The sequence below is a fragment of the Palleronia pontilimi genome (assembly GCF_016412875.1).
GTDB classification, from domain to species: Bacteria; Pseudomonadota; Alphaproteobacteria; order Rhodobacterales; family Rhodobacteraceae; genus Palleronia; species Palleronia pontilimi.
Genome location: NZ_JAEKPD010000013.1, coordinates 13,965 through 32,468 on the forward strand (window position 1 = coordinate 13,965; position 18,504 = coordinate 32,468).

Genomic DNA, 18,504 nt, shown 5'->3' on the forward strand with positions numbered 1-18,504 from the left:
CTTATTCTTCGTTGTAGCGGTAACCGATGCCGTAAAGCGTTTCGATGGCCGAGAATTCGTTGTCGACCGAGCGCATCTTCTTGCGCAAACGCTTGATGTGACTGTCGATCGTGCGATCGTCGACATAGACCTGGTCGTCGTAGGCCACGTCCATGAGTTGGTCGCGCGATTTCACGAAGCCGGGCCGCTGGGCCAGCGCCTGGAGCAGCAGGAATTCGGTCACGGTCAGCGACACGTCCATGCCCTTCCATGCCACCGCGTGGCGGGCCGGGTCCATCTTCAGCTCGCCGCGCTGCATTACCTGGCTGGCTTCGGATTCGGTCACTTCTTCGCCCGACAGCACTTCCTGGCGGCGCAGGAGGGCGCGGATCCGCTCGACCAGAAGGCGCTGCGAAAACGGCTTTTTCACGTAATCGTCGGCGCCCATGCGCAGGCCCAGAACCTCGTCGATCTCGTCGTCCTTCGAGGTCAGGAAGATCACCGGCATCGTGCTTTTCTGGCGGACGCGCTGCAGCAGGTCCATGCCGTCCATGCGCGGCATCTTGATGTCGAACACGGCCATGTCCGGCAGCTTGCGGTTGAAAGCGTCCAGCGCCTGCTGTCCATCGTTGTAGGTTTCGACTTCGAAGCCTTCGGCTTCGAGGGTCATGGCGACGGATGTCAGGATATTCCTGTCATCGTCCACCAAGGCTATCCTTGACATGGGAGTCGTCCTTTTACTGCGCGATCTTGTGCCTGGTCGTCATTATATTTTTCCCTCATATTCCGTCGTTGACGCCCGCAAGGCAACAGATTTCGCGAATCACCCGTCGCCAATGCCCGATATTTGGCACCAAATTCCTTAATGCTGACTAAATTGCCTCAGTCACGCGCGGCGGGGGCTGATTGCGCTAACCTGAAAATGTTTGCGGTAACGGTCGAAAAACAGCCTTTTTGAGGGCTTTTGTTATGCTAACAGGCTGCACAGGTCGCGACATTCTTGTCCAAGACAATCGTTCACAGGAGCCCCGACGCCATGACTGACGGTCGCTGCAACCCCGATCACACGCTCGAGCACCAAGGCATCACCGGGCTGAAATCGGTCCGCTACAACCTGACCGAGCCGCAATTGATGGAAGCGGCCCTGGCGCGCGGCGAGGGCAAGATCGGCCAGGGCGGAACGCTGCTGGTGACGACGGGCAAGCACACCGGCCGATCGCCCAAGGACAAGTTCGTGGTCCGCACGCCGTCGGTGGAAGACAGCATCTGGTGGGAAAACAACCCGCCCATGGATCCCGCGAAGTTCGACGCGCTGCACGCCGCGATGCTCGAGCACATGAAGGGGCGCGACTATTTCGTGCAGGACCTGTTCGGCGGCGCGGATCCCGCGCACCGGCTGGACGTGCGCGTCGTCACCGAGCTGGCCTGGCATGGCCTGTTCATCCGCCACCTGCTGCGCCGCCCCGAGCGCGACGCGCTGAACGAGTTCGTCGCGGATTTCACCATCATCAACTGCCCCAGCTTCCGGGCCGACCCGCAGGCGCATGGCTGCCGCTCGGAGACGGTGATCGCGCTGAATATCGAGGCCAAGCTGATCCTGATCGGCGGCACCGAATACGCGGGCGAGAACAAGAAGTCGGTGTTCACGCTGCTGAACTACCTGCTGCCCGCGAAGGGCATCATGGCGATGCATTGCTCGGCCAACCACGCGCCGGGCAACCCCGTCGACACGGCGGTGTTCTTCGGGCTGTCGGGCACCGGCAAGACGACGCTGTCGGCGGATCCCGCGCGCGTACTGATCGGCGACGACGAGCACGGCTGGTCGGACCGGGGCACCTTCAACTTCGAAGGCGGCTGCTACGCCAAGACCATCGGCCTGGACGCCGAGGCCGAGCCGGAGATCTACGCCACGACCCGCAAGTTCGCCACCGTGATCGAGAACATGGTCTATGACGAAGAGACGCGCGAGCTGGATTTCAACGATGACAGCCTGACGGCCAACATGCGCTGCGCCTATCCGCTGGAGTATATCTCGAACGCGTCCGAGACGGCGCTGGGCGGGCACCCCAAGAACGTCATCATGCTGACCTGCGACGCGTTCGGGGTGCTGCCGCCCATCGCGCGACTGACGCCGGCGCAAGCGATGTACCACTTCCTGTCGGGCTTCACCGCAAAGGTGGCAGGCACCGAGCGCGGCGTGACCGAGCCTCAGCCCACGTTTTCGACCTGCTTCGGCGCGCCCTTCATGCCGCGCCGCCCCGAGGTCTACGGCGACCTGCTGCGCAAGAAGATCGCCAAGCACGGCGCGACCTGCTGGCTGGTGAATACCGGCTGGACCGGCGGCGCGTTCGGCGAAGGCCAGCGGATGCCGATCAAGGCGACGCGGGCGCTGCTGACGGCGGCGCTGGACGGATCGCTCGAGCGGGCGCCGTTCCGCAAGGATCCGAATTTCGGCTTCGACGTGCCCACCGCCGTGGCCGGGGTGCCCGACGTGCTGCTGAACCCGCGCCGCACCTGGGACGACGGCGCCGCCTACGATGCGCAGGCGGCGAAGCTGGTGAAGATGTTCGCGGACAATTTCGCGCAATACGAGACCCATATCGACGACGATATCCGGGCGATCGCGCTGGGCTGAGGCGGCGGATCATCCCGGGTTTACCGGGATGATCGGCGTCAGCCAAGCACGCCGCGGCGGATCAGGTTGAGACCGGCGATGACCAGCACCCACAGGGTCGCGCGGCGGAATTTCTCCTGGTCCATCCGGTCGCCGAGGCGAAATCCGACCCACATGCCCAGCGCCGCGGGCGCCAGCAGGAAGACCGAGAAGGGCAGTGTGTCGTCGTTCAGGATGCCCGATTGCAGGTGGCCCAGCAGCAGCGCCGCCGATCCCATCCCGTAGACCACCCCCTGCACCGCCATCTGGCGCGCTTTCGGCGTGTCGAGCGCCAGCAGGTAGAGCACCGTGGGCGGCCCCCAGGTGCCCGCCAGCCCGCCAAGGATGCCCGACGCCATGCCCAGCCCCCAATCGGCCTGGGTGCGGCGATGGGGCGGGATGCTGAAGCGCAGTCCGAGCAGCTGCATCACCGACAGCGCCACGACGGGCACGCCCAGCACCACGTACATCGCCCGCGCGGGGATCACGGTCAGGAATTGCGCCGAGATCAGGATCATCACGCACACGATCCCGACATAGCGGCGATACTCGACCGCCGCGCGCCACGAATCCGCCAGCCCCGCGCGCAGGATCTGCAGCCCGTTCGACAGGAAGATCGGCAGGACGATGCCCGCGACCACCAGCCGCGGCTCGACCAGCACCGAGATGCCGGAAATCATCACCAGCGGCATGCCGAAGCCGACCGATCCCTTCACGAATCCCGAAATAAGCGTCACCATGGCCGCGTAGAGCAATATCCCCGGTGACAGCAGGTCGGTCAGAACATCCATGCCGCTTTCATGTCGCGGCGCGCCGCACTTTGGAAGGGCAAATGGCGCCTGCGTCATATTCGTGCGAACCGGGGCGTGCTATTGAAATCTTGTTGCGCGCGCCGCGCTGCCGCGCTAGGTGCCTTCGCAACCGCAGAATAAAGGAGCCCGCGCCATGCCCCATGACGGCCAGGACATGACCGATCTCGTCGCCCCCAGCCCGGTGCTGGACGACCTTCTGGCGACCACCGCCGCCACCCTGCCCGCTTTGGACACGCTGCTGGTCACCGCGACCGATCGCGTCCGCGCTCGGGTCACCGACGGCGAAAAGGTTTCGGCCCGGCTGGTCGAGGCGCACCAGACCGCGGCGCACGGGCTGGCGTGGCTGGGCACCTACGTGCAGGCGCTGCACCAGATGCAGGCCTGGGCCGAGCGGCTAGAGGCCGACGGCACCTTCCGCGAGCTCGAACAGCTGATCCACCAGATCGCCTTCGGGGAATACCTGAGCCAGATCGCGGGCGGCATTCCCATGAGCCAGGGCGAAATCCTGCGCCTGCCCGATCTGGGGCTGAACGCCAACGACATCGCGCCGCTGGCCACGGCCGAGATCACGCGGCTGTCGCTGACGGGCAACACCCAAAGCGCGCGCACCCGGCTGGTGGCGCTGATGCAGGAGCAGTCGGCCGAGATCACCGTGGGCCGATCGGGGCTGGACGACGAGCTCGAGATGATCCGCGAGCAGTTCCGCCGCTTCAGCGTGGACCGGGTCGAGCCGCACGCGCACGAGTGGCACCTGAAGGACGAGCTGATCCCGATGGAGATCATCGGCGAGATGGCCGAGTTGGGCGTGTTCGGCCTGACCATCCCCGAGCAATACGGCGGGTTCGGGCTGTCGAAGGCGTCCATGTGCGTGGTCAGCGAAGAGCTGTCGCGCGGCTATATCGGCGTGGGCAGTCTGGGCACGCGCACGGAAATCGCGGCCGAGCTGATCCTGTGTGGCGGCACCGAGGCGCAGAAGGAAAAGTGGCTGCCGGGCCTGGCGTCGGCCGAGATCCTGCCGACGGCGGTGTTCACCGAGCCCAACACGGGCTCGGATCTGGGATCGCTGCGCACCAAGGCCACGCGCGACGGCGACGACTGGGTGCTGAACGGCAACAAGACCTGGATCACCCATGCCGCGCGCACGCAGGTGATGACGGTGCTGGCGCGCACGGTGCCCGGCACCAGCGATTACCGCGGTCTGAGCATGTTCCTGGCCGAAAAGACCCCCGGCACGGATGACGCGCCGTGGCAGGATCCCGGCATCTCGGGCGGCGAGATCGAGGTGCTCGGCTACCGCGGCATGAAGGAATACACGGTCAACTTCGACGATTTCGCCGTGAAGGGCGAGAACCTGCTGGGCGGCGAGGAAGGCAAGGGCTTCAAGCAGCTCATGGAGACGTTCGAGAGCGCCCGCATCCAGACCGCCGCGCGCGCCATCGGCGTGGCGCAATCGGCGCTGGACGTGTCGATCAAGTATGCCAACGACCGCAAGCAGTTCGGCCAGTCGCTGATCGCCTTCCCGCGGGTCAGCGGCAAGCTGGCGATGATGGCGGTCGAGATCATGATCGCGCGCCAGCTGACCTATTTCAGCGCGTTCCAGAAGGACAACGGCAAGCGCTGCGACCTGGAAGCGGGCATGGCGAAGCTCTTGGGCGCGCGGGTGGCGTGGGCCGCGGCCGATAACGGGCTGCAGATCCACGGCGGCAACGGCTTCGCGCTGGAATACAGCATCAGCCGGATCCTGTGTGACGCGCGGATCCTGAACATCTTCGAAGGGGCCGCCGAGATCCAGGCCCAGGTTATCGCGCGCCGCCTTCTGGGCTAGGCGCGCGCCGACAAGGGGACCGAGGGCGCGCTTTCGGTCCCTTTTCCTTGCGCGGTCTAGCTGTCCAGTTTCAGCGCCCTGTCCAGCGACAGAGCGCCCGGGCCGCGCGCGATCAGCGCAAGGAAGCACACCGCCCAAAGTCCATGCGTCACCCAGGCGTCGGGATAGACGAAGACCTGGATCACCAGCGTCATCGTCAGCAGCGCCAGGGCCGACAGCCGCGTGGCGAGGCCCAGCGCCAGCGTGACCGAGAAGACGTGCTCGGCCAGCGTTGCCAGCACCGCGGCCAGGGCCGAGGGGATCAGCGGCAGCGCGTATTCGTTCTCGAACAGCCAGAAGGTGCTGTCGGCGATGGCGAACCCGTCGACCTTTGTGCGGGCCGAGGCCCAGAAGATCCAGGCGGGGACCAGGCGGGCCAGTAGCGCGGGCACGGTCCAGGGGATCCGGTCGAAGAGGTCGCTCAGCGATCGCGTCAGGACCCGGGCGCGGGCCGGTTCGGTGGCGGGGCGGTCAGCGGTGCTGGTCTGGGTCATGGGAACCTCGTGTTCTGGAAAGGGGCTGTGCCGACGATCAGGCCGTGGCGCAGAAGGGTGGACAGGGTTCGGGCGATCTGGTCCTGATCCGCGTGGGCCAGGGCCGCGCCCATGGGTTTTCCCGCGGCAAGCGCGCCGATCATCCGGAATGTCGGCGGGTCGAGCGGCAGCACCGGCACGTCGCCCGCGTCGCGGAAGATCAGCGCCGCCTCGCCCCCGGCGGGCAGCGGGGCGGGATCCGCGCCGGGCTGGTTGGCGCGCCAGATCGACACCACGGGATAGTCCGAGCCGAGCAGGTGAAGGCAGGGATGCAGCGTCAGCGCCACGCGGTCGGGGTCATGGGCCGTGGCGTCCGCGAAGGCAGCGGGCGTCAGCGCAGCCGCGTCGGCGGCGTGGAAGGCCAGCCCGCGCGCCCATTCCAGCCGCGCCACGTCGGGCAAATAGGCCAGCCGCCGGGCTGGCGGGAACCCGTCGAGGAAATCGGCGAACGCGGCGCCGTATACCGCGATGACCGGAGAGCGGGGCGGGTGGGCCCGGATGAAGACACCGGCCACGGCATCGAAGAAGCGCGCGCCGACCAACCTGCGGATGACCGGAAAGCGCTGCGACAGCGCGTCGGTCAACGAATGCTGCACCGTGTTGCGATAGACCGCGAAGCGCCGCGCCACATCCCCGGTCGCGATGACGCCCGGCGGCACGCCTGTGCCGGTCAGCGCGGCCCCGAACGCGGCCTGCAGCTCACGATGCGCGGGCATGGCGCACCCCGTCGAGGATCGCGTCGGCGCGCCGCGCCTCGGCCAGCAGGACCGGAAGGTCGGGCACGTCGTTGTCCCATTCGATCAGGGTGGGCAGCGGTCCGGTCGCGGCGATGGTTTCGGCGTAAAGCGTCCAGACCGGGTCCGCCACCGGTGCCGCGTGGCTGTCGATGAGCAGCGGGCCCGACGGCAGGTCTTCGGCATCGTGCCCGCCCAGGTGGATTTCGCCCACGGCGTGCAGCGGGAAGACGGACAGGTAGGCGCGCGGGTCGGCCACGTGGTTGGTGCAGCTGACGAAGACGTTGTTGATGTCGAGCAGCAGGCCGCAGCCCGTGCGCCGCGTGATTTCGGCCAGGAAGTCGGTTTCGGCGAGGGTCGATGCCTCGAACGTCAGGTAGGTCGAGGGGTTTTCCAGCAGCATCGGTCGGCCCAGCGCGGTCTGCACCTGGTCGATATGCGCGCAGACCGTCGCCAGGGTCGCGTCGTCGTAGGGCAGCGGCAGAAGGTCGTTGAGAAAGGCGTCGTCGTGGCTGGACCAGGCCAGGTGCTCGGAAAAGCTATCGGGCTGGTAGCGGTCGCAGAGGGTCCTGAGACGGGCCAGGTGGGTGGCGTCGAGCGGCCCCGCGCCACCGATGGACAGGCCGACGCCGTGGACCGACAGCGCGTAATCGGCGCGCAGGGCGGCCAGCTGGGCGTGCGGCGGGCCGCCCGCGCCCATGTAGTTCTCGGCGTGGATCTCGATGAAGCCGAGGCCCGTCCGGGTCGCGTGCAGCCCGTCGAAATGGGCGCGTTTGAAGCCGATGCCGGTGGCGGGGGGAAGTCCGGTGGGGAAGCTCATGGCGGGCCTTTCCGTCTGGGGATGAGTGGATCACGCGCGCCGCGACCCCTGGGGGGAAACGTGTCGCGGCGCGCGGGGCTGGATTACGCGGGACGATCACGCTCCAGCGGCTCGAGCGACCCCATGCGGGCGCTGCCGTCGGCCATGGCGGGAAGCTCGATGTCGGTGCAGCTGCCTTCGGGAACCAGCGTCCAGGCGTTGCCCTGGTAGTCGATGGTCGATGTGCCCGCGCAGGTGGTGCCGGGACCGGCGGCGCAGTCGTTTTCACCGGCGAGCGAAACGCCGTAGCACTTCACCATGTCCTGGGCGCTGGCGGCACCGGCCAGTCCGCAGGCGCCGGCAATGGCAAGGGCAAGGGTGGCGGTGGTCCTGTTGGTTTTCATGTGGGTCGTCTCCCGTGATGTGTCGGCGCCCCCAATGGCCGCCGATGCAGGTCAGTTCGCGCCGGGGGGCGGCATCGTTACACGGCTCGCGTCTTGGTGATCGGCTGAAATCCCGGGCGCCGGGACGGCGGACGTGGCGAGATTGCGTGATTTTTCGCGCGCCGGGCTGTAACATTCGGCACCGGTCCCGCGAATAGGACAGCATGGACGACCCCCGCGATCTTCGATGGGCCAACCTGCTCCGCCGCGCCAACCGGGGCGAACGGCAGGCTTACCTGATGTTTTTGCGCGAAATCGCGCCGGTGCTGCGCGGCGTTATCGTGGCGCGGGGCGGTGCGCGGATCGACGACAGCGAGGACATCCTGCAGAACACGCTGATCGCCATCCACGAAAAGCGCTACACGTGGCGCGATGGCGATCCGGTGGCGCCCTGGCTCTATTCCATCGCGCGCTACAAGACCGCCGACGCGTTCCGCCAGAGACGCCGCAACCGCGCCGATCCGCTGGACGGCGTCGAGCTGACGACACCGGACGACGCGACCGTGGATCCCAGCGTATCGTACGATCTGGACCGCCTGCTGGCCGGTTTGGACGACACGTCGGCGCATATCGTGCGCGAAATGAAGCTGCGGGGCGCCAGCGCGGCCGAGACCGGCGCCCCGCTGGGCATGAGCGCCGGTGCGGTGCGGGTGGCGCTGCATCGCGCGCTGGCAAGATTATCGAGCCGCGTGGGCCAGCCGGACGCCCCGCCGCGGACAAGCAAGGAAAAGACCCATGAGAACCGATGACCTGATCGCCGCACTGGGGGCCGAGCCTTCGCCGGTGCGCCCGGTCCCGCTGGGGCGGGTCGTGCTGGGCGCGCTGGCGGTGGGCGGCGCCGTCACAGGCGCGCTGTTCGCGGCGTTCTGGGGGGTGCGGATGGATCTCTCGGCGGTGCTGTTCGATCCGTTCCTGCTGGCCAAGACGCTGCTGCCCCTGGCGCTGGGCGTGCTGGCGGTGCCGGTGGGCCTGGCCAGCATCCGCCCCGGTGGGGTGACGCGCGCGGCGGCGGGCTTGTGGTTGGTGCCGGTCGTGCTGGTGGGGCTGGTGGCCGTGGCGCTGTGGGTCACGCCGCCCGCGCTTTGGTGGACGTCTTTCGTGGGGCATTCGATCGCGACGTGCCTGCCGTCGATCTTCCTGCTGTCGGTGCCCGTCAGCGCCGCCCTTCTCGCAGCCTTCCGCAGCGGCGCGCCCGAGCATCCGGCGCGCGCCGGGGCCGCCGCGGGGCTGATCGCGGCCGGTGTGTCCGCGGCGATTTACTCGGTCTATTGCACCGAGGACTCGCCGCTGTTCTACGCGGCGTGGTACACGCTGGCGATGGCGGCGGTGATCGGCGCATCGGCGCTGGCCGGACGCCACCTGCTGCGCTGGTAGGATGGCCCGAAAGGACGTTTCCATGCGGATCGCGATATCGCTGGTGATCGCCGGGCTGGCCCTGTCCGCCTGCCGCGGCGACGAGACGATTTCGGCCTTCGCCCCGCCCGAGACGGTGTTCGCGCTGCGCAGCCTTGACGGGACCCCGGCCGCGGCCCGTGCGACGATCCGGTTCCCGCGGCCCGGTGAGGTCACCGGCACCGGGCCCTGCAACGCCTTCTCGGCCGCGCAGACGGCCCCCTATCCGTGGTTCGCGCTGGGGCCGATCCGCGCCACGCGGCGGGCCTGCCCCGAACTGGGGGTCGAGGCCGCGTATTTCACCGCGCTGAAGCAAGCCACGATCGCCGAGGTTTCCGGCGACACGCTGATCCTGTCGGATCCCGGCGGCCCCGAGCTGGTGTTTCAGGCCGACAACTGACGCGCCAGGCGGCCGATCAGCCGCGCGCGGGCGGCGGGAAACGGACGGTCGCCGAGCGATGCGGACAGCCAATTGGTCAGGAAATGGCCGGTCAGGCCCAGCCCCTCCAGGAGCTCGGACGCGCTGGCCGGACCCTGCCCCAACAGGCAGGCGGGCAAGGGCAGCAGGCGCGGCGCCCAATCGCCCGCGGCGTCGCGCGACACCGCGCGCCCCGTGCGCGGCGACACGAAGGCCAGATCCTCGCGACTGCCGGTGAGCGCGCACCGCGTCAGGTCCAGCCCGAAGCCAAGCTGTTCGAGCAGCTCCATCTCCCAGAACAGATAGGCGAGCGGCCAGTCGCCATCCGTCCCCATCCGGTCGAGCAGGTCGACGCTTTGGGCGTAAAGCCGCGGCTGTGCCTCGCGCTCGGGCAGGACATGGCCCAGGATCGCGGTCACCGCGCTGAGCCCGGCCAACGCCAGCGGGTCGCCCAGAAGGCCTGCGCGCGAGCGCACGGGCTCGACCGTGAAGGCCCCCATGTGATCCTCGAGCCGCGCGCGCCAGCGGAACGCCATCTGCGCGCCGGGCTGCAGCAAGGGGCCGAGCCTGCGCCCCGCCCCGCCGCGCACGACGCCCAGGTGCCGCCCGTGGCCCGGCGTCAGCGCCTCGACGATGGCGTTGCCTTCACCGTGCTTGCGCGCCGCCAGCACGACCCCTTCTTCGGACCATTCGATCAGGGCGCCGTCCCTTTCCCATCTTTGTTCTCGAAAATATCCATGGCCCGCCGCCCCCTGCCCGCGACGTCACTCGAGACCGGGCGCATCCAGCAGGTGCCGCCCGGCGCGGTCCTCGACCTCGACGACCCAGAGGTCTGGATCGAAGCGCCGCTGCGCCGCGACCGAGGCCGACACCTCGGCCTCGGTGCCCGCCATCAGCTCGACCCAGACCCGCGCGCCGCTTTGCAGATCGAAACTGCGCTGGAACACGCGCGCCTGTCCATCGAGCGTGGCGACAACGATCATCACCGCCCCCGCCGTGGCGTCCCCCTTGGCGGCGATGAAGGCGGTGATGCCTTCGCCTTCGAGCCTGCGCAGGTAGGCGCGGACCCAGAAATCCGCGGTCAGCCGCGCCACCCGCGCCCCCGAATTTTCGGCGAAAATTCGCGCCCCTCACCCGCCATCGCGGATGTCCAGGCCGATCTCGCTGTAACGCTCGGCCTCGTCCAGCCAGCCGGGCCGCACCTTGACCTGCAGGAAGAGGTGGATCTTGCGGCCGGTGAATTCTTCCAGGTCCGCCCGCGCCGCCTGGCTGATCGCCTTGATCGTTTCGCCCTTCTTGCCCAGCACGATGCCCTTGTGGCCGTCGCGGATCACGTAGATCACCTGGTCCACGCGGGCCGAGCCGTCCTTGCGCTCTTCCCAGTTCTCGGTTTCCACCGTCAGCTGGTAGGGCAGTTCCTGGTGCAGCCTAAGCGTCAACTTCTCGCGCGTCATCTCGGCCGCGATCATGCGCAGCGGCAGATCGGCCAGCTGGTCTTCGGGATAGAGCCACGGACCCTCGGGCACCGCGTCCGCCAGCCAGGCCTTCAGGTCGTCAACCCCGTGCCCCTTCTCGGCCGAGATCAGGAACGTCTCGGCGAAGGCGTAGCGGTCGTTGAGTTTCTTCGTCAGGCCCAGCAGCACCGGCGCCTCGACCCGGTCGATCTTGTTGATGGCCAGCACCACCGGCGCGGTGATCTGCCGCTCTTCCAGTGTCGTCAGGATCGTCTCGACCCCGTCGGTCAGGCCGCGATGCGCCTCGACCAGCAGCACGACGATGTCGGCATCGGATGCGCCGGACCACGCCGCGGCGACCATGGCGCGGTCCAGGCGGCGGCGCGGCTGGAACAGGCCCGGCGTGTCCACGAAGACCAGCTGCGACTGCCCGGCCATGGCCACGCCGCGGATCCGCGACCGCGTGGTCTGCACCTTGTGGGTCACGATGGCGACCTTGGCGCCCACCATGCGGTTGAGGAGCGTGGATTTGCCCGCGTTGGGCTCGCCCAGAAGGGCGATCACTCCGGCGCGTGTGGTCATGGGGCGACTCCTTGATGGGTGGCAGGCGACGGGTCTAGCCGAAACCGATGGCTATGGCCAGATCGCGCGCGCGGGCCTAGGGTCGCGGCCATGCGGATCTTCCTTCTGGGCGCCACGGGCACGATCGGACGCGCGACCTGCGCGGCGCTGCTGGCGCGCGGGCACGCGGTGGTGTGCCTTGTCCGGCCCGGCGCCGCCGCCCTGCCCGTCGGCGCGATCCGGCGTGAGGGCGATGTCACCGATCCCGCGTCCCTGCGGCGCGACGGCGTGGCGGGCGAGCGGTTCGACGCGCTGGTGTCCTGCCTGGCCTCGCGCACCGGCGCACCCGATGACGCCTGGGCGCTGGATCACCGCGCGACCGTCGACGCGTTGGCGGCGCTGCGGGATGCGGGTGCGCGCCGCATGGTCCTGCTGTCTGCCCTGTGCGTGCAGAAGCCCCGCCTGGCCTTCCAGCACGCCAAGCTGGCCGCCGAGCGCGCCATCATCGACAGCGGGCTGGCCTATTCCATCGTCCGCCCGACCGCATTCTTCAAATCGCTCTCAGGGCAAATCGACCGGTTGCGGGCGGGCAAGCCCTTCCTGGTGTTCGGCGATGGCCGGTTGACCGCCTGCAAGCCGATCAGCGACCGGGACCTGGCCCAATACCTCGCCGATTGCCTCGAGCGCGACGACCGGCGGGGCCGCATCCTGCCCATCGGCGGGCCCGGCCCCGCCATCACCCCGCTGGCGCAGGGGCGGATGCTGTTCGAACTGCTGGACCGGTCGCCGCGCTTTCGCCGCGTGCCGCCCGGGCTTCTGGGCCGGATCGCGGCGAGCCTGGGCGTCGCGGGCCGCATCGCCCCGCGCCTGCGCGCAAAGGCGGAATTGGCCCGGATCGGGCAGTATTACGCGACCGAGTCGATGCTGGTCTGGGACGGCACGCGCTACGATGCGGATGCCACGCCCGAGACCGGGAGCGATACCCTGCGCGACCATTACGCGCGGCTGATCCGCGAGGGCGGATCGGCCGATCTGGGCGCTCACGCGGTTTTCGGTGCGCGGCCGGACCGCACCAGGGTGTAAAGCCCGCTGCCCACGATCAGCGTCGCGCCGATCAGGGTCAGCGCGCCGGGCCGCTCGCCGAACAGGATCGCGGCCAGGACCAGCGCGACCAGCAGGCGCGAATAGCGGAAGGGGGCCACGACCGACACCTCGCCCGTGCGCATGGCGCGGGTCAGCGCCGTGTAGGCCGCGACGCCCACAATGCCCGCGCCCAGGAGCAAGAGCGTGGCCCGTGGGTCGGGCAGGCGCGGTGTCGCTTCGAACGCGGTGATGAGCAGCCCGGCCAGCACGACCATGGCGAAGCCCGACGTGCCCAGCTGCCACGAAGACAGGCCCGGCGCGCTGGCGCGGGTGGCCAGGTCGCGCCCGGCGAAACCCAGCATCCCGGCCACGGCGAAGAGCAAGGTGGGCGAGAACCCTTCGCCGAAGGGGCGCAGGATCATCAGCACGCCCGCGAAGCCCACGCCCATGGCGATCCAGCGGCGCGGGCCCACCCGCTCGCCCAGCACCGCGGCCGCCCCCAGGGTCACGACCAGCGGCGCGGCCTGCAGGATGGCGGAGGTGGTCGACAGCGGCGCGAAGGCCAGTGCCAGCGCGTAGAACAGGCGGCCCGATAGCTCGAACACCGACCGCCAGCCCATGGCGGCGCTGAAGAAATGCGGCGACCAGAGCGGATCGCCCGCCCGCACGCACAGCGCGGCGAAACCGGTGAACCCGAAGACGCCGAAGAGGATCGTCCCGATCCCGGGCGACACGCTGGCGGTGGCGGCCTTGAACAGCGCGTCCTCGATCCCGAAGCCGACCATGGCCAGCACCATGAACGCGCTGCCCCAGAGGTTCGCGCGGGGCGCGGCATGGCTCACGCCAGTCGGTCCAGCAGGGCCTGGGCCGCCTGTTGCTCGGCCGTGCGCTTGTTGGGGGCCTTGGCCTGCGCCGTCTCGCCGGTCTTCAGGCGCACCTCGATGGTGAAGACGGGCGCGTGGTCGGGGCCTTCGCGCGCGATCTCGGAATAGCTGGGCGGCGGCAGCTTGCGGCCCTGCGCCCATTCCTGCAGCGATGTCTTGGCGTCGCGGCTGTCGGCCTCGACCGTCTTGATCCGGCTGCCCCAGAGCCGCAGGATCACCGCCCGGGCCGCCGCGAAGCCCGCGTCGCGATAGACGGCGGCGATCACGGCTTCCATGGCGTCGGCCAGCAGGGCTTCCTTGCGGCGCCCGCCGGACAGCATTTCCGACCGGCCCAGCCGCAGCACGGCGCCCAGCGCGACCTCGCGCGCGACATCGGCGCAGGTTTCCTTGCGCACGAGCGCGTTGAAGCGCGGGGCCAGCTGGCCCTCGGGCGCGTCGGGGTCGGCTTGCAGCAGCGCCTCGGCCATGACGAGGCCCAGCACCCGGTCGCCCAGGAATTCCAGCCGCTGGTTGTCGGGCCGGGTCTGAGACGCGATCGAGCCATGGGTGAGCGCGCGGATCAGCAGGCCCGGATCGGCGAAATCATGGCCGAGCCGCGCGGCGAAGGCCGTCTGCTCGGCCGAGAGCTTCATACGATCTTTTCGAAGAACCTGTCCGCGCGCCAGGTCCAGAAGAACAGCATCGAACGTCCGGCGGACGAGAACATCACCCGGTCCGCGCGGCCGATCAGGTTTTCGAAGGGCACGAAGCCCACGCCCAGTGCGCTGGGGCTGACGCGGCTGTCGGTCGAGTTGTCGCGGTTGTCGCCCATGAAGAAATAATTGCCCGGCGGCACCGTGTAGACCGGCGTGTCGTCCAGGCGGCTGTCGCGGATGTTCAGGATGTTGTGCGAGGTGCCGCCCGGCAGCGTCTCGATGAAGCGTTCCTTCACGCAGTCGCCGCCCAGGCCGACGCCCGCATTGGCGCATTGCGGCAGGTTGCCCACCGGGCCCTGCTTCTCGAACGTCTCGACGAAGGTGCCCGCCGGTTCCTGCGGCGCGGCTTCGCCGTTGATGTAGAGCACGGCGTCGCGCACCTGGATCGTGTCGCCGGGCAGGCCGATCAGGCGCTTGATGAAGTCGCTGCCGGTGACGGGGTGGCGGAACACGACCACGTCGCCGCGATCGGGCTGCGCGCCGAGCCAGCGGCCGTCGATGAACTTGCACATGGAAAACGGGCACGAATGCTCGGAATATCCGTAGGCCATCTTGTTGACGAACAGGAAGTCGCCGACCAGAAGCGTGTCCTTCATGGATCCCGACGGAATCCAGAAGGGCTGGAAGAACAGCGTGCGGAAGATGCCCGCGATCAGAAGGGCATAGACGATGGTCTTGACCGTCTCGAAGACGCCTTCCTTCTTTTCGGCCTTGGCCATCCACGCACCCTTCCCTGAAAACTGCTGCTACATGAGAGGCCGCGCGTGAGGTGTCAAGCGATCAGCCATCCGCCCCGGTGTCGCCCTTGGCGTAAAGGCGCAGGATGTCGTCTTCCATGACGTGGCCCGCCCAGTCGAAGTCGCGGTCGGCGGCCTTGGCGAAATCGTCGAGCGTCAGCCCGTGGAACTGGAAATACCCGTCACCGACATGGGGCCTGCCCGCGGCGAAGACCAGCCGCGCGATCCCGGCGAAGGCCATGGCGCCGAGGCACATCTCGCAGGGTTGCAGCGTGGTGACCAGGGTGTGGCCCTGCAGGTCGTGGCGCCCCAGGTGCTTGCAGGCGGCGGCGATGGCGACGATTTCGGCGTGGCGGGACGGGTCGTGGTCCAGATGCACCTCGTTGTCGCCCCAGGCGATGGTGTCGTCGCCGTCCATGATGGCCGCGACGATGGGCGCGTCATGGCCGCCTTTGGCCAGGCCCTGGGCGCGGGTGATGGCGCGGGCCAGGGTGCCGCGTTCGGCTTCGGTGGGTTCGATCTGGGCCATGCGCGCGGTTCCCCGGGGTTGCGTCGCAGGCTAACGCGACCCGACCGGGGCGGTTCCGGCGCCGTGCTGGCGCGCGATCCCCCATCTTTGTTCTTCCAAATATCCCGGCGCAACGCCGGTCCGTGGGACAACACCCGCAGCGGGGACAGAAAATCCTAGATTTTCTGCGCCTGCCCCGCAGGGCGTGCCTCGATCACGACGAAGGCCTGGGCCCAGGGGTGGTCGTCGGTCAGGGTGACGTGGATGATCGCCTCGTATCCCGGGGGGGTCATTTCGGACAGCCGGTCGGCCGCCCAGCCGGTCACGTGCATCACCGGCTGTCCGGTCTGCAGGTTCGACACCGCCATGTCCTTCCAGGCGATGCCCATCCGCAGACCCGTGCCGAGCGCCTTCGAGCACGCTTCCTTCGCGGCCCAGCGCTTGGCGTAGGTGCCCGGCGTGTCGGCGCGCCGCTCGGATTTGGCCTGCTCGACCGGCGTGAAGACGCGGTTGCGGAACCGGTCGCCGAACCGTTCGAGCGTGCCCGCGATCCGGTCGATATTGGCCAGGTCGGTTCCGACGCCCAGGATCATCGCAGCACCGGCCGCCGCGAGGATGGGGCGACCGTCGCGCCCGTTGCGGGCCGGGCGCCGGGATATTTTCGAGAACAAAGATGGGGGATGGCGCGCATGGGGGTCAGCCGGGTGCCGCGGGGGCGGCGTTGAAAGTGAAGAGCTGCTGGCCGTCGATCGTGTAGCCGTCGATCAGCTCTTGCGCCCGGGGGCCGGTCAGCCAGCCCTTCAGTTGCAGCGCCAGGTCGTGCGCCACGGAGGGGTGACGTTCGGGGCTGACCGGGATGTAGGCGTATTGGTTGAAGAGGACCGGATCGCCCGAGAAGAGCAGCGCGAGGTCGCCCTTGTTGGCGAAGTTCAGCCAGCTGGCGCGGTCGGCCAGGATATAGGCGCCCATGCCCGACGCGGTGTTGAGCGCAGCGCCCATGCCCGCGCCGACGGGGCGATACCAGTCGCCGCCCGGATCGATGCCGATGCCCGACCAGAGCGACACTTCCTTGCGGTGGGTGCCGCTGTCGTCGCCGCGGCTGACGAACGGGGCCTGCAGCTCGGCGATGGCGCGCAGCGCGGCCCCTGCCGTGTCGGCGGCCGAGATATCGGCGGGGTCGTCTTCGGGACCGATGAGCACAAAATCGTTATACATGATCTCGGTCCGCCCGGTGCCGTAACCCGCGGCGACGAAGGCGTCTTCCGCCGCTTTCGAGTGGACCAGGATCGCGTCCACGTCGCCCGCCTCGCCCAGCCGGAGCGCCTGGCCGGTGCCCACGACCAGGAGCTGAACGTCGATGCCGGTGTCTTCCGCGATGGCCGGAAGCAGAACTTCGGCCAGCCCGGAATTCTGGAACGACGTGGTCACCGCCAGCTTCAGGGCGTCCGCCTGGGCCAGCGTGGCGCAACAGCTCAGGAAAATGGCCAGAAGCAGTTTCATTCCAGGATGTCCCCTCGCAGGTAGGCGCGCGTTTCGGGTTGCGCCGGTTGGTCGAAGAATTGCGGCGCGGGCGCCGTTTCGCGGATCTGCCCATTAACCAGCAGCCACGCGTCGTCCGCAAGACGCCGTCCTTGCGCAATATCGTGTGTGGACATCACGATGCGCGTGCCCGCGTCGCGGGCGGCCTTCAGCAGATCCTCGATCTCGCGGGTCGAGCGGCCGTCGAGGTTCGACGTGGGCTCGTCCAGGAACACCAGTTCGGGATCGCGGATCATCGCGCGGGCGATGGCGAGCTTCTGGCGTTCGCCGCCCGAGAGGCGTCCGGCGGGTTGGTCCAGGTGGTCTTCGAGCCGGATCCGCGCGGCCCAGTCGCGGATCCGCTCGGCCCGCTCGGCGCGGGACCTGCGTTGCAATTTCAGCGGATAGGCCAGGTTGGCCGCGACCGAGCGGCGCAGCACGATGGGCGTCTGGAACACGAAGGCCTGCGCGCCGCGCGCGTCGTCGCCATCGTGCGACACGGTCCCCGCGCTGAGCCTCACGATGCCGTGCAGCACCTTCAGCAGCGTGGTCTTGCCCGCGCCGTTGGGACCCATGAGCACGGTCAGACCGCGCCCCGCCAGCGTCAGCGACACCGGGCCAAGGATGACGTGCCCGCCGCGGCGGACGCAGGCGTCGCGCAGGGTGATGGGCAGGACGCTCACCACCGGCCCTCGCTTTCGGTGCGGCCCAGGTAATGCGTGGCCAGGTTCACGGCCAGCGCCAGCGCGATCAGCACGAACCCGAGGCCCAGCGCCAGCGCGAAGTCGCCGCGCCCGGTTTCCAGCGCGATGGCCGTGGTCAGCACGCGGGTCTGGTGTTCGATATTGCCGCCGACGATCATGATCGCGCCCACTTCGCCGATGGCGCGGCCGAAGCCCGCCAGCGCCGCCGTCAGAAGCGAGCGGCGCCCGTCCAGGATCAGCGTGCCCACGCGCTGCAGCTTGCCGGTGTTCAGCGAGATCAGAAGATCGTGATACTCGGCCCAGAGATCGCGCATCGCCTGGTGGGTCACCGACGCGATCAGCGGCGTGATGATGATGACCTGCGCGATGATCATCGCCGTGGGCGTGAACAGAAGCCCCAGCACGCCGAAGGGCCCCGAGCGCGACAGCAGGATATAGACGATCAGCCCGACCACCACCGGGGGCAGGCCCATCAGCGCGTTCAGCACCGCGATGACGGTGCGGCGATAGCGGAAGCGCTGGATCGCCAGGAACGTGCCCAGCGGCAGCGCGATGGCGCAGGCGATGACCAGCGCGCTCAGCGTCACCTGGAGCGAGCGCAGCGAGATTTCGACGAGGTCCGCGTCCGCCGTGATGATCAGCCGGAACGCCGCTGCGATCCCGGCCCAGATATCGCCCATGGGCCTGGTGCCTGTCCTGTCGAGATGACCGCGGGGCTTGTCCCAAGCCGCGG

At 68.8% G+C, this 18,504-nt stretch carries 23 protein-coding genes; 6 read left to right on the forward strand and 17 right to left on the reverse strand.

The annotated features are described in order from the left end of the window. Position 1: 1 nt before the first annotated feature. The gene (locus tag ILP92_RS12630) at positions 2–703 is read right to left on the reverse strand and encodes a response regulator transcription factor (RefSeq protein ID WP_198916771.1); all 702 of its coding nucleotides are present in this window, start codon (positions 701–703) and stop codon (positions 2–4) included. A gap of 312 nt (positions 704–1,015) precedes the next feature. Between ILP92_RS12630 and ILP92_RS12635 the strand changes: the two genes are divergently transcribed. Further along, positions 1,016–2,614 carry a phosphoenolpyruvate carboxykinase gene (locus tag ILP92_RS12635; RefSeq protein WP_198916772.1) on the forward strand — a complete coding sequence of 533 codons (1,599 nt, stop codon included), beginning with the start codon at positions 1,016–1,018 and terminating at the stop codon, positions 2,612–2,614. A 38-nt stretch (positions 2,615–2,652) separates the two neighbouring features. On the opposite strand, the gene ILP92_RS12640 is transcribed toward ILP92_RS12635, so the two are convergent. After that, positions 2,653–3,423, reverse strand: coding sequence for a sulfite exporter TauE/SafE family protein (locus ILP92_RS12640; RefSeq protein ID WP_198916773.1), 771 nt, complete (start codon positions 3,421–3,423; stop codon positions 2,653–2,655). 154 nt (positions 3,424–3,577) lie between these two features. Between ILP92_RS12640 and ILP92_RS12645 the strand changes: the two genes are divergently transcribed. Next, a complete protein-coding gene (locus tag ILP92_RS12645; RefSeq protein WP_198916774.1) occupies positions 3,578–5,269 on the forward strand; it encodes an acyl-CoA dehydrogenase family protein in 1,692 nt (563 codons plus the stop codon). Between the two features lie 56 nt (positions 5,270–5,325). On the opposite strand, the gene ILP92_RS12650 is transcribed toward ILP92_RS12645, so the two are convergent. The 4 genes from ILP92_RS12650 to ILP92_RS12665 all read right to left on the reverse strand — a co-directional run bounded on the left by ILP92_RS12650 (position 5,326) and on the right by ILP92_RS12665 (position 7,778). After that, the gene (locus ILP92_RS12650) at positions 5,326–5,802 is read right to left on the reverse strand and encodes a DoxX family protein (protein ID WP_198916775.1); all 477 of its coding nucleotides are present in this window, start codon (positions 5,800–5,802) and stop codon (positions 5,326–5,328) included. Continuing rightward, positions 5,799–6,557, reverse strand: a complete 759-nt coding sequence (locus tag ILP92_RS12655; protein WP_198916776.1) for an HvfC/BufC N-terminal domain-containing protein — start codon at positions 6,555–6,557, stop codon at positions 5,799–5,801. The genes ILP92_RS12650 and ILP92_RS12655 overlap by 4 nt, the downstream gene beginning before the upstream one ends. Then, on the reverse strand, positions 6,541–7,395 hold the full coding sequence (gene bufB / locus ILP92_RS12660; RefSeq protein ID WP_198916777.1) for an MNIO family bufferin maturase: 855 nt from the start codon (positions 7,393–7,395) through the stop codon (positions 6,541–6,543). Before bufB ends, ILP92_RS12655 begins: the two co-directional genes overlap by 17 nt. Positions 7,396–7,478: 83 nt before the next feature. After that, positions 7,479–7,778 (reverse strand): BufA1 family periplasmic bufferin-type metallophore, encoded by a 300-nt coding sequence (locus ILP92_RS12665; RefSeq protein WP_198916778.1) that lies wholly within the window; start codon positions 7,776–7,778, stop codon positions 7,479–7,481. A 203-nt stretch (positions 7,779–7,981) separates the two neighbouring features. On the opposite strand from ILP92_RS12665, the gene ILP92_RS12670 reads away from it, so the two are divergent. Genes ILP92_RS12670 through ILP92_RS12680 form a run of 3 tightly spaced genes read left to right on the forward strand, consistent with a single transcriptional unit; the run spans position 7,982 to position 9,609 of the window. Continuing rightward, positions 7,982–8,566, forward strand: a complete 585-nt coding sequence (locus ILP92_RS12670; RefSeq protein ID WP_198916779.1) for a sigma-70 family RNA polymerase sigma factor — start codon at positions 7,982–7,984, stop codon at positions 8,564–8,566. Then, positions 8,553–9,191: an NrsF family protein gene (locus ILP92_RS12675; RefSeq protein WP_198916780.1), complete on the forward strand. Its 639-nt coding sequence runs from the start codon at positions 8,553–8,555 to the stop codon at positions 9,189–9,191. The genes ILP92_RS12670 and ILP92_RS12675 overlap by 14 nt, the downstream gene beginning before the upstream one ends. A gap of 22 nt (positions 9,192–9,213) precedes the next feature. Further along, the gene (locus tag ILP92_RS12680) at positions 9,214–9,609 is read left to right on the forward strand and encodes an META domain-containing protein (protein ID WP_198916781.1); all 396 of its coding nucleotides are present in this window, start codon (positions 9,214–9,216) and stop codon (positions 9,607–9,609) included. Here the strand turns inward: ILP92_RS12680 and recO are convergent. The 3 genes from recO to era form a co-directional block, all read right to left on the reverse strand. After that, complete coding sequence (recO, locus tag ILP92_RS12685) at positions 9,594–10,325, reverse strand: DNA repair protein RecO (protein WP_198916898.1); 732 nt, start codon at positions 10,323–10,325, stop codon at positions 9,594–9,596. The genes ILP92_RS12680 and recO overlap by 16 nt on opposite strands. Before the next feature lie 66 nt (positions 10,326–10,391). After that, positions 10,392–10,721: a DUF1491 family protein gene (locus ILP92_RS12690; protein ID WP_198916782.1), complete on the reverse strand. Its 330-nt coding sequence runs from the start codon at positions 10,719–10,721 to the stop codon at positions 10,392–10,394. Between the two features lie 36 nt (positions 10,722–10,757). Further along, the gene (era, locus tag ILP92_RS12695) at positions 10,758–11,663 is read right to left on the reverse strand and encodes a GTPase Era (RefSeq protein WP_198916783.1); all 906 of its coding nucleotides are present in this window, start codon (positions 11,661–11,663) and stop codon (positions 10,758–10,760) included. A gap of 90 nt (positions 11,664–11,753) precedes the next feature. Here era and ILP92_RS12700 point away from each other — a divergent pair, with 90 nt between their 5' ends. Then, positions 11,754–12,725, forward strand: a complete 972-nt coding sequence (locus tag ILP92_RS12700) for an NAD(P)H-binding protein (RefSeq protein ID WP_198916784.1) — start codon at positions 11,754–11,756, stop codon at positions 12,723–12,725. Here the strand turns inward: ILP92_RS12700 and ILP92_RS12705 are convergent. From ILP92_RS12705 to ILP92_RS12740, 8 genes are all read right to left on the reverse strand, one after another. Then, positions 12,683–13,567, reverse strand: a complete 885-nt coding sequence (locus tag ILP92_RS12705) for a DMT family transporter (RefSeq protein ID WP_368667882.1) — start codon at positions 13,565–13,567, stop codon at positions 12,683–12,685. The genes ILP92_RS12700 and ILP92_RS12705 overlap by 43 nt on opposite strands. Continuing rightward, positions 13,564–14,241: a ribonuclease III gene (gene rnc, locus ILP92_RS12710; protein WP_198916785.1), complete on the reverse strand. Its 678-nt coding sequence runs from the start codon at positions 14,239–14,241 to the stop codon at positions 13,564–13,566. The genes ILP92_RS12705 and rnc overlap by 4 nt, the downstream gene beginning before the upstream one ends. After that, positions 14,238–15,023, reverse strand: coding sequence for a signal peptidase I (gene lepB, locus ILP92_RS12715; protein WP_198916786.1), 786 nt, complete (start codon positions 15,021–15,023; stop codon positions 14,238–14,240). Before lepB ends, rnc begins: the two co-directional genes overlap by 4 nt. Before the next feature lie 61 nt (positions 15,024–15,084). Next, a complete protein-coding gene (locus tag ILP92_RS12720) occupies positions 15,085–15,570 on the reverse strand; it encodes a nucleoside deaminase (RefSeq protein ID WP_198916787.1) in 486 nt (161 codons plus the stop codon). A 155-nt stretch (positions 15,571–15,725) separates the two neighbouring features. Next, on the reverse strand, positions 15,726–16,142 hold the full coding sequence (acpS, locus tag ILP92_RS12725; RefSeq protein ID WP_198916788.1) for a holo-ACP synthase: 417 nt from the start codon (positions 16,140–16,142) through the stop codon (positions 15,726–15,728). 103 nt (positions 16,143–16,245) lie between these two features. Then, on the reverse strand, positions 16,246–17,049 hold the full coding sequence (locus tag ILP92_RS12730) for an ABC transporter substrate-binding protein (RefSeq protein ID WP_198916789.1): 804 nt from the start codon (positions 17,047–17,049) through the stop codon (positions 16,246–16,248). After that, the gene (locus ILP92_RS12735) at positions 17,046–17,750 is read right to left on the reverse strand and encodes an ATP-binding cassette domain-containing protein (RefSeq protein ID WP_198916790.1); all 705 of its coding nucleotides are present in this window, start codon (positions 17,748–17,750) and stop codon (positions 17,046–17,048) included. Before ILP92_RS12735 ends, ILP92_RS12730 begins: the two co-directional genes overlap by 4 nt. Continuing rightward, positions 17,747–18,451 (reverse strand): ABC transporter permease, encoded by a 705-nt coding sequence (locus ILP92_RS12740; protein ID WP_198916791.1) that lies wholly within the window; start codon positions 18,449–18,451, stop codon positions 17,747–17,749. Before ILP92_RS12740 ends, ILP92_RS12735 begins: the two co-directional genes overlap by 4 nt. Positions 18,452–18,504: the final 53 nt, after the last annotated feature.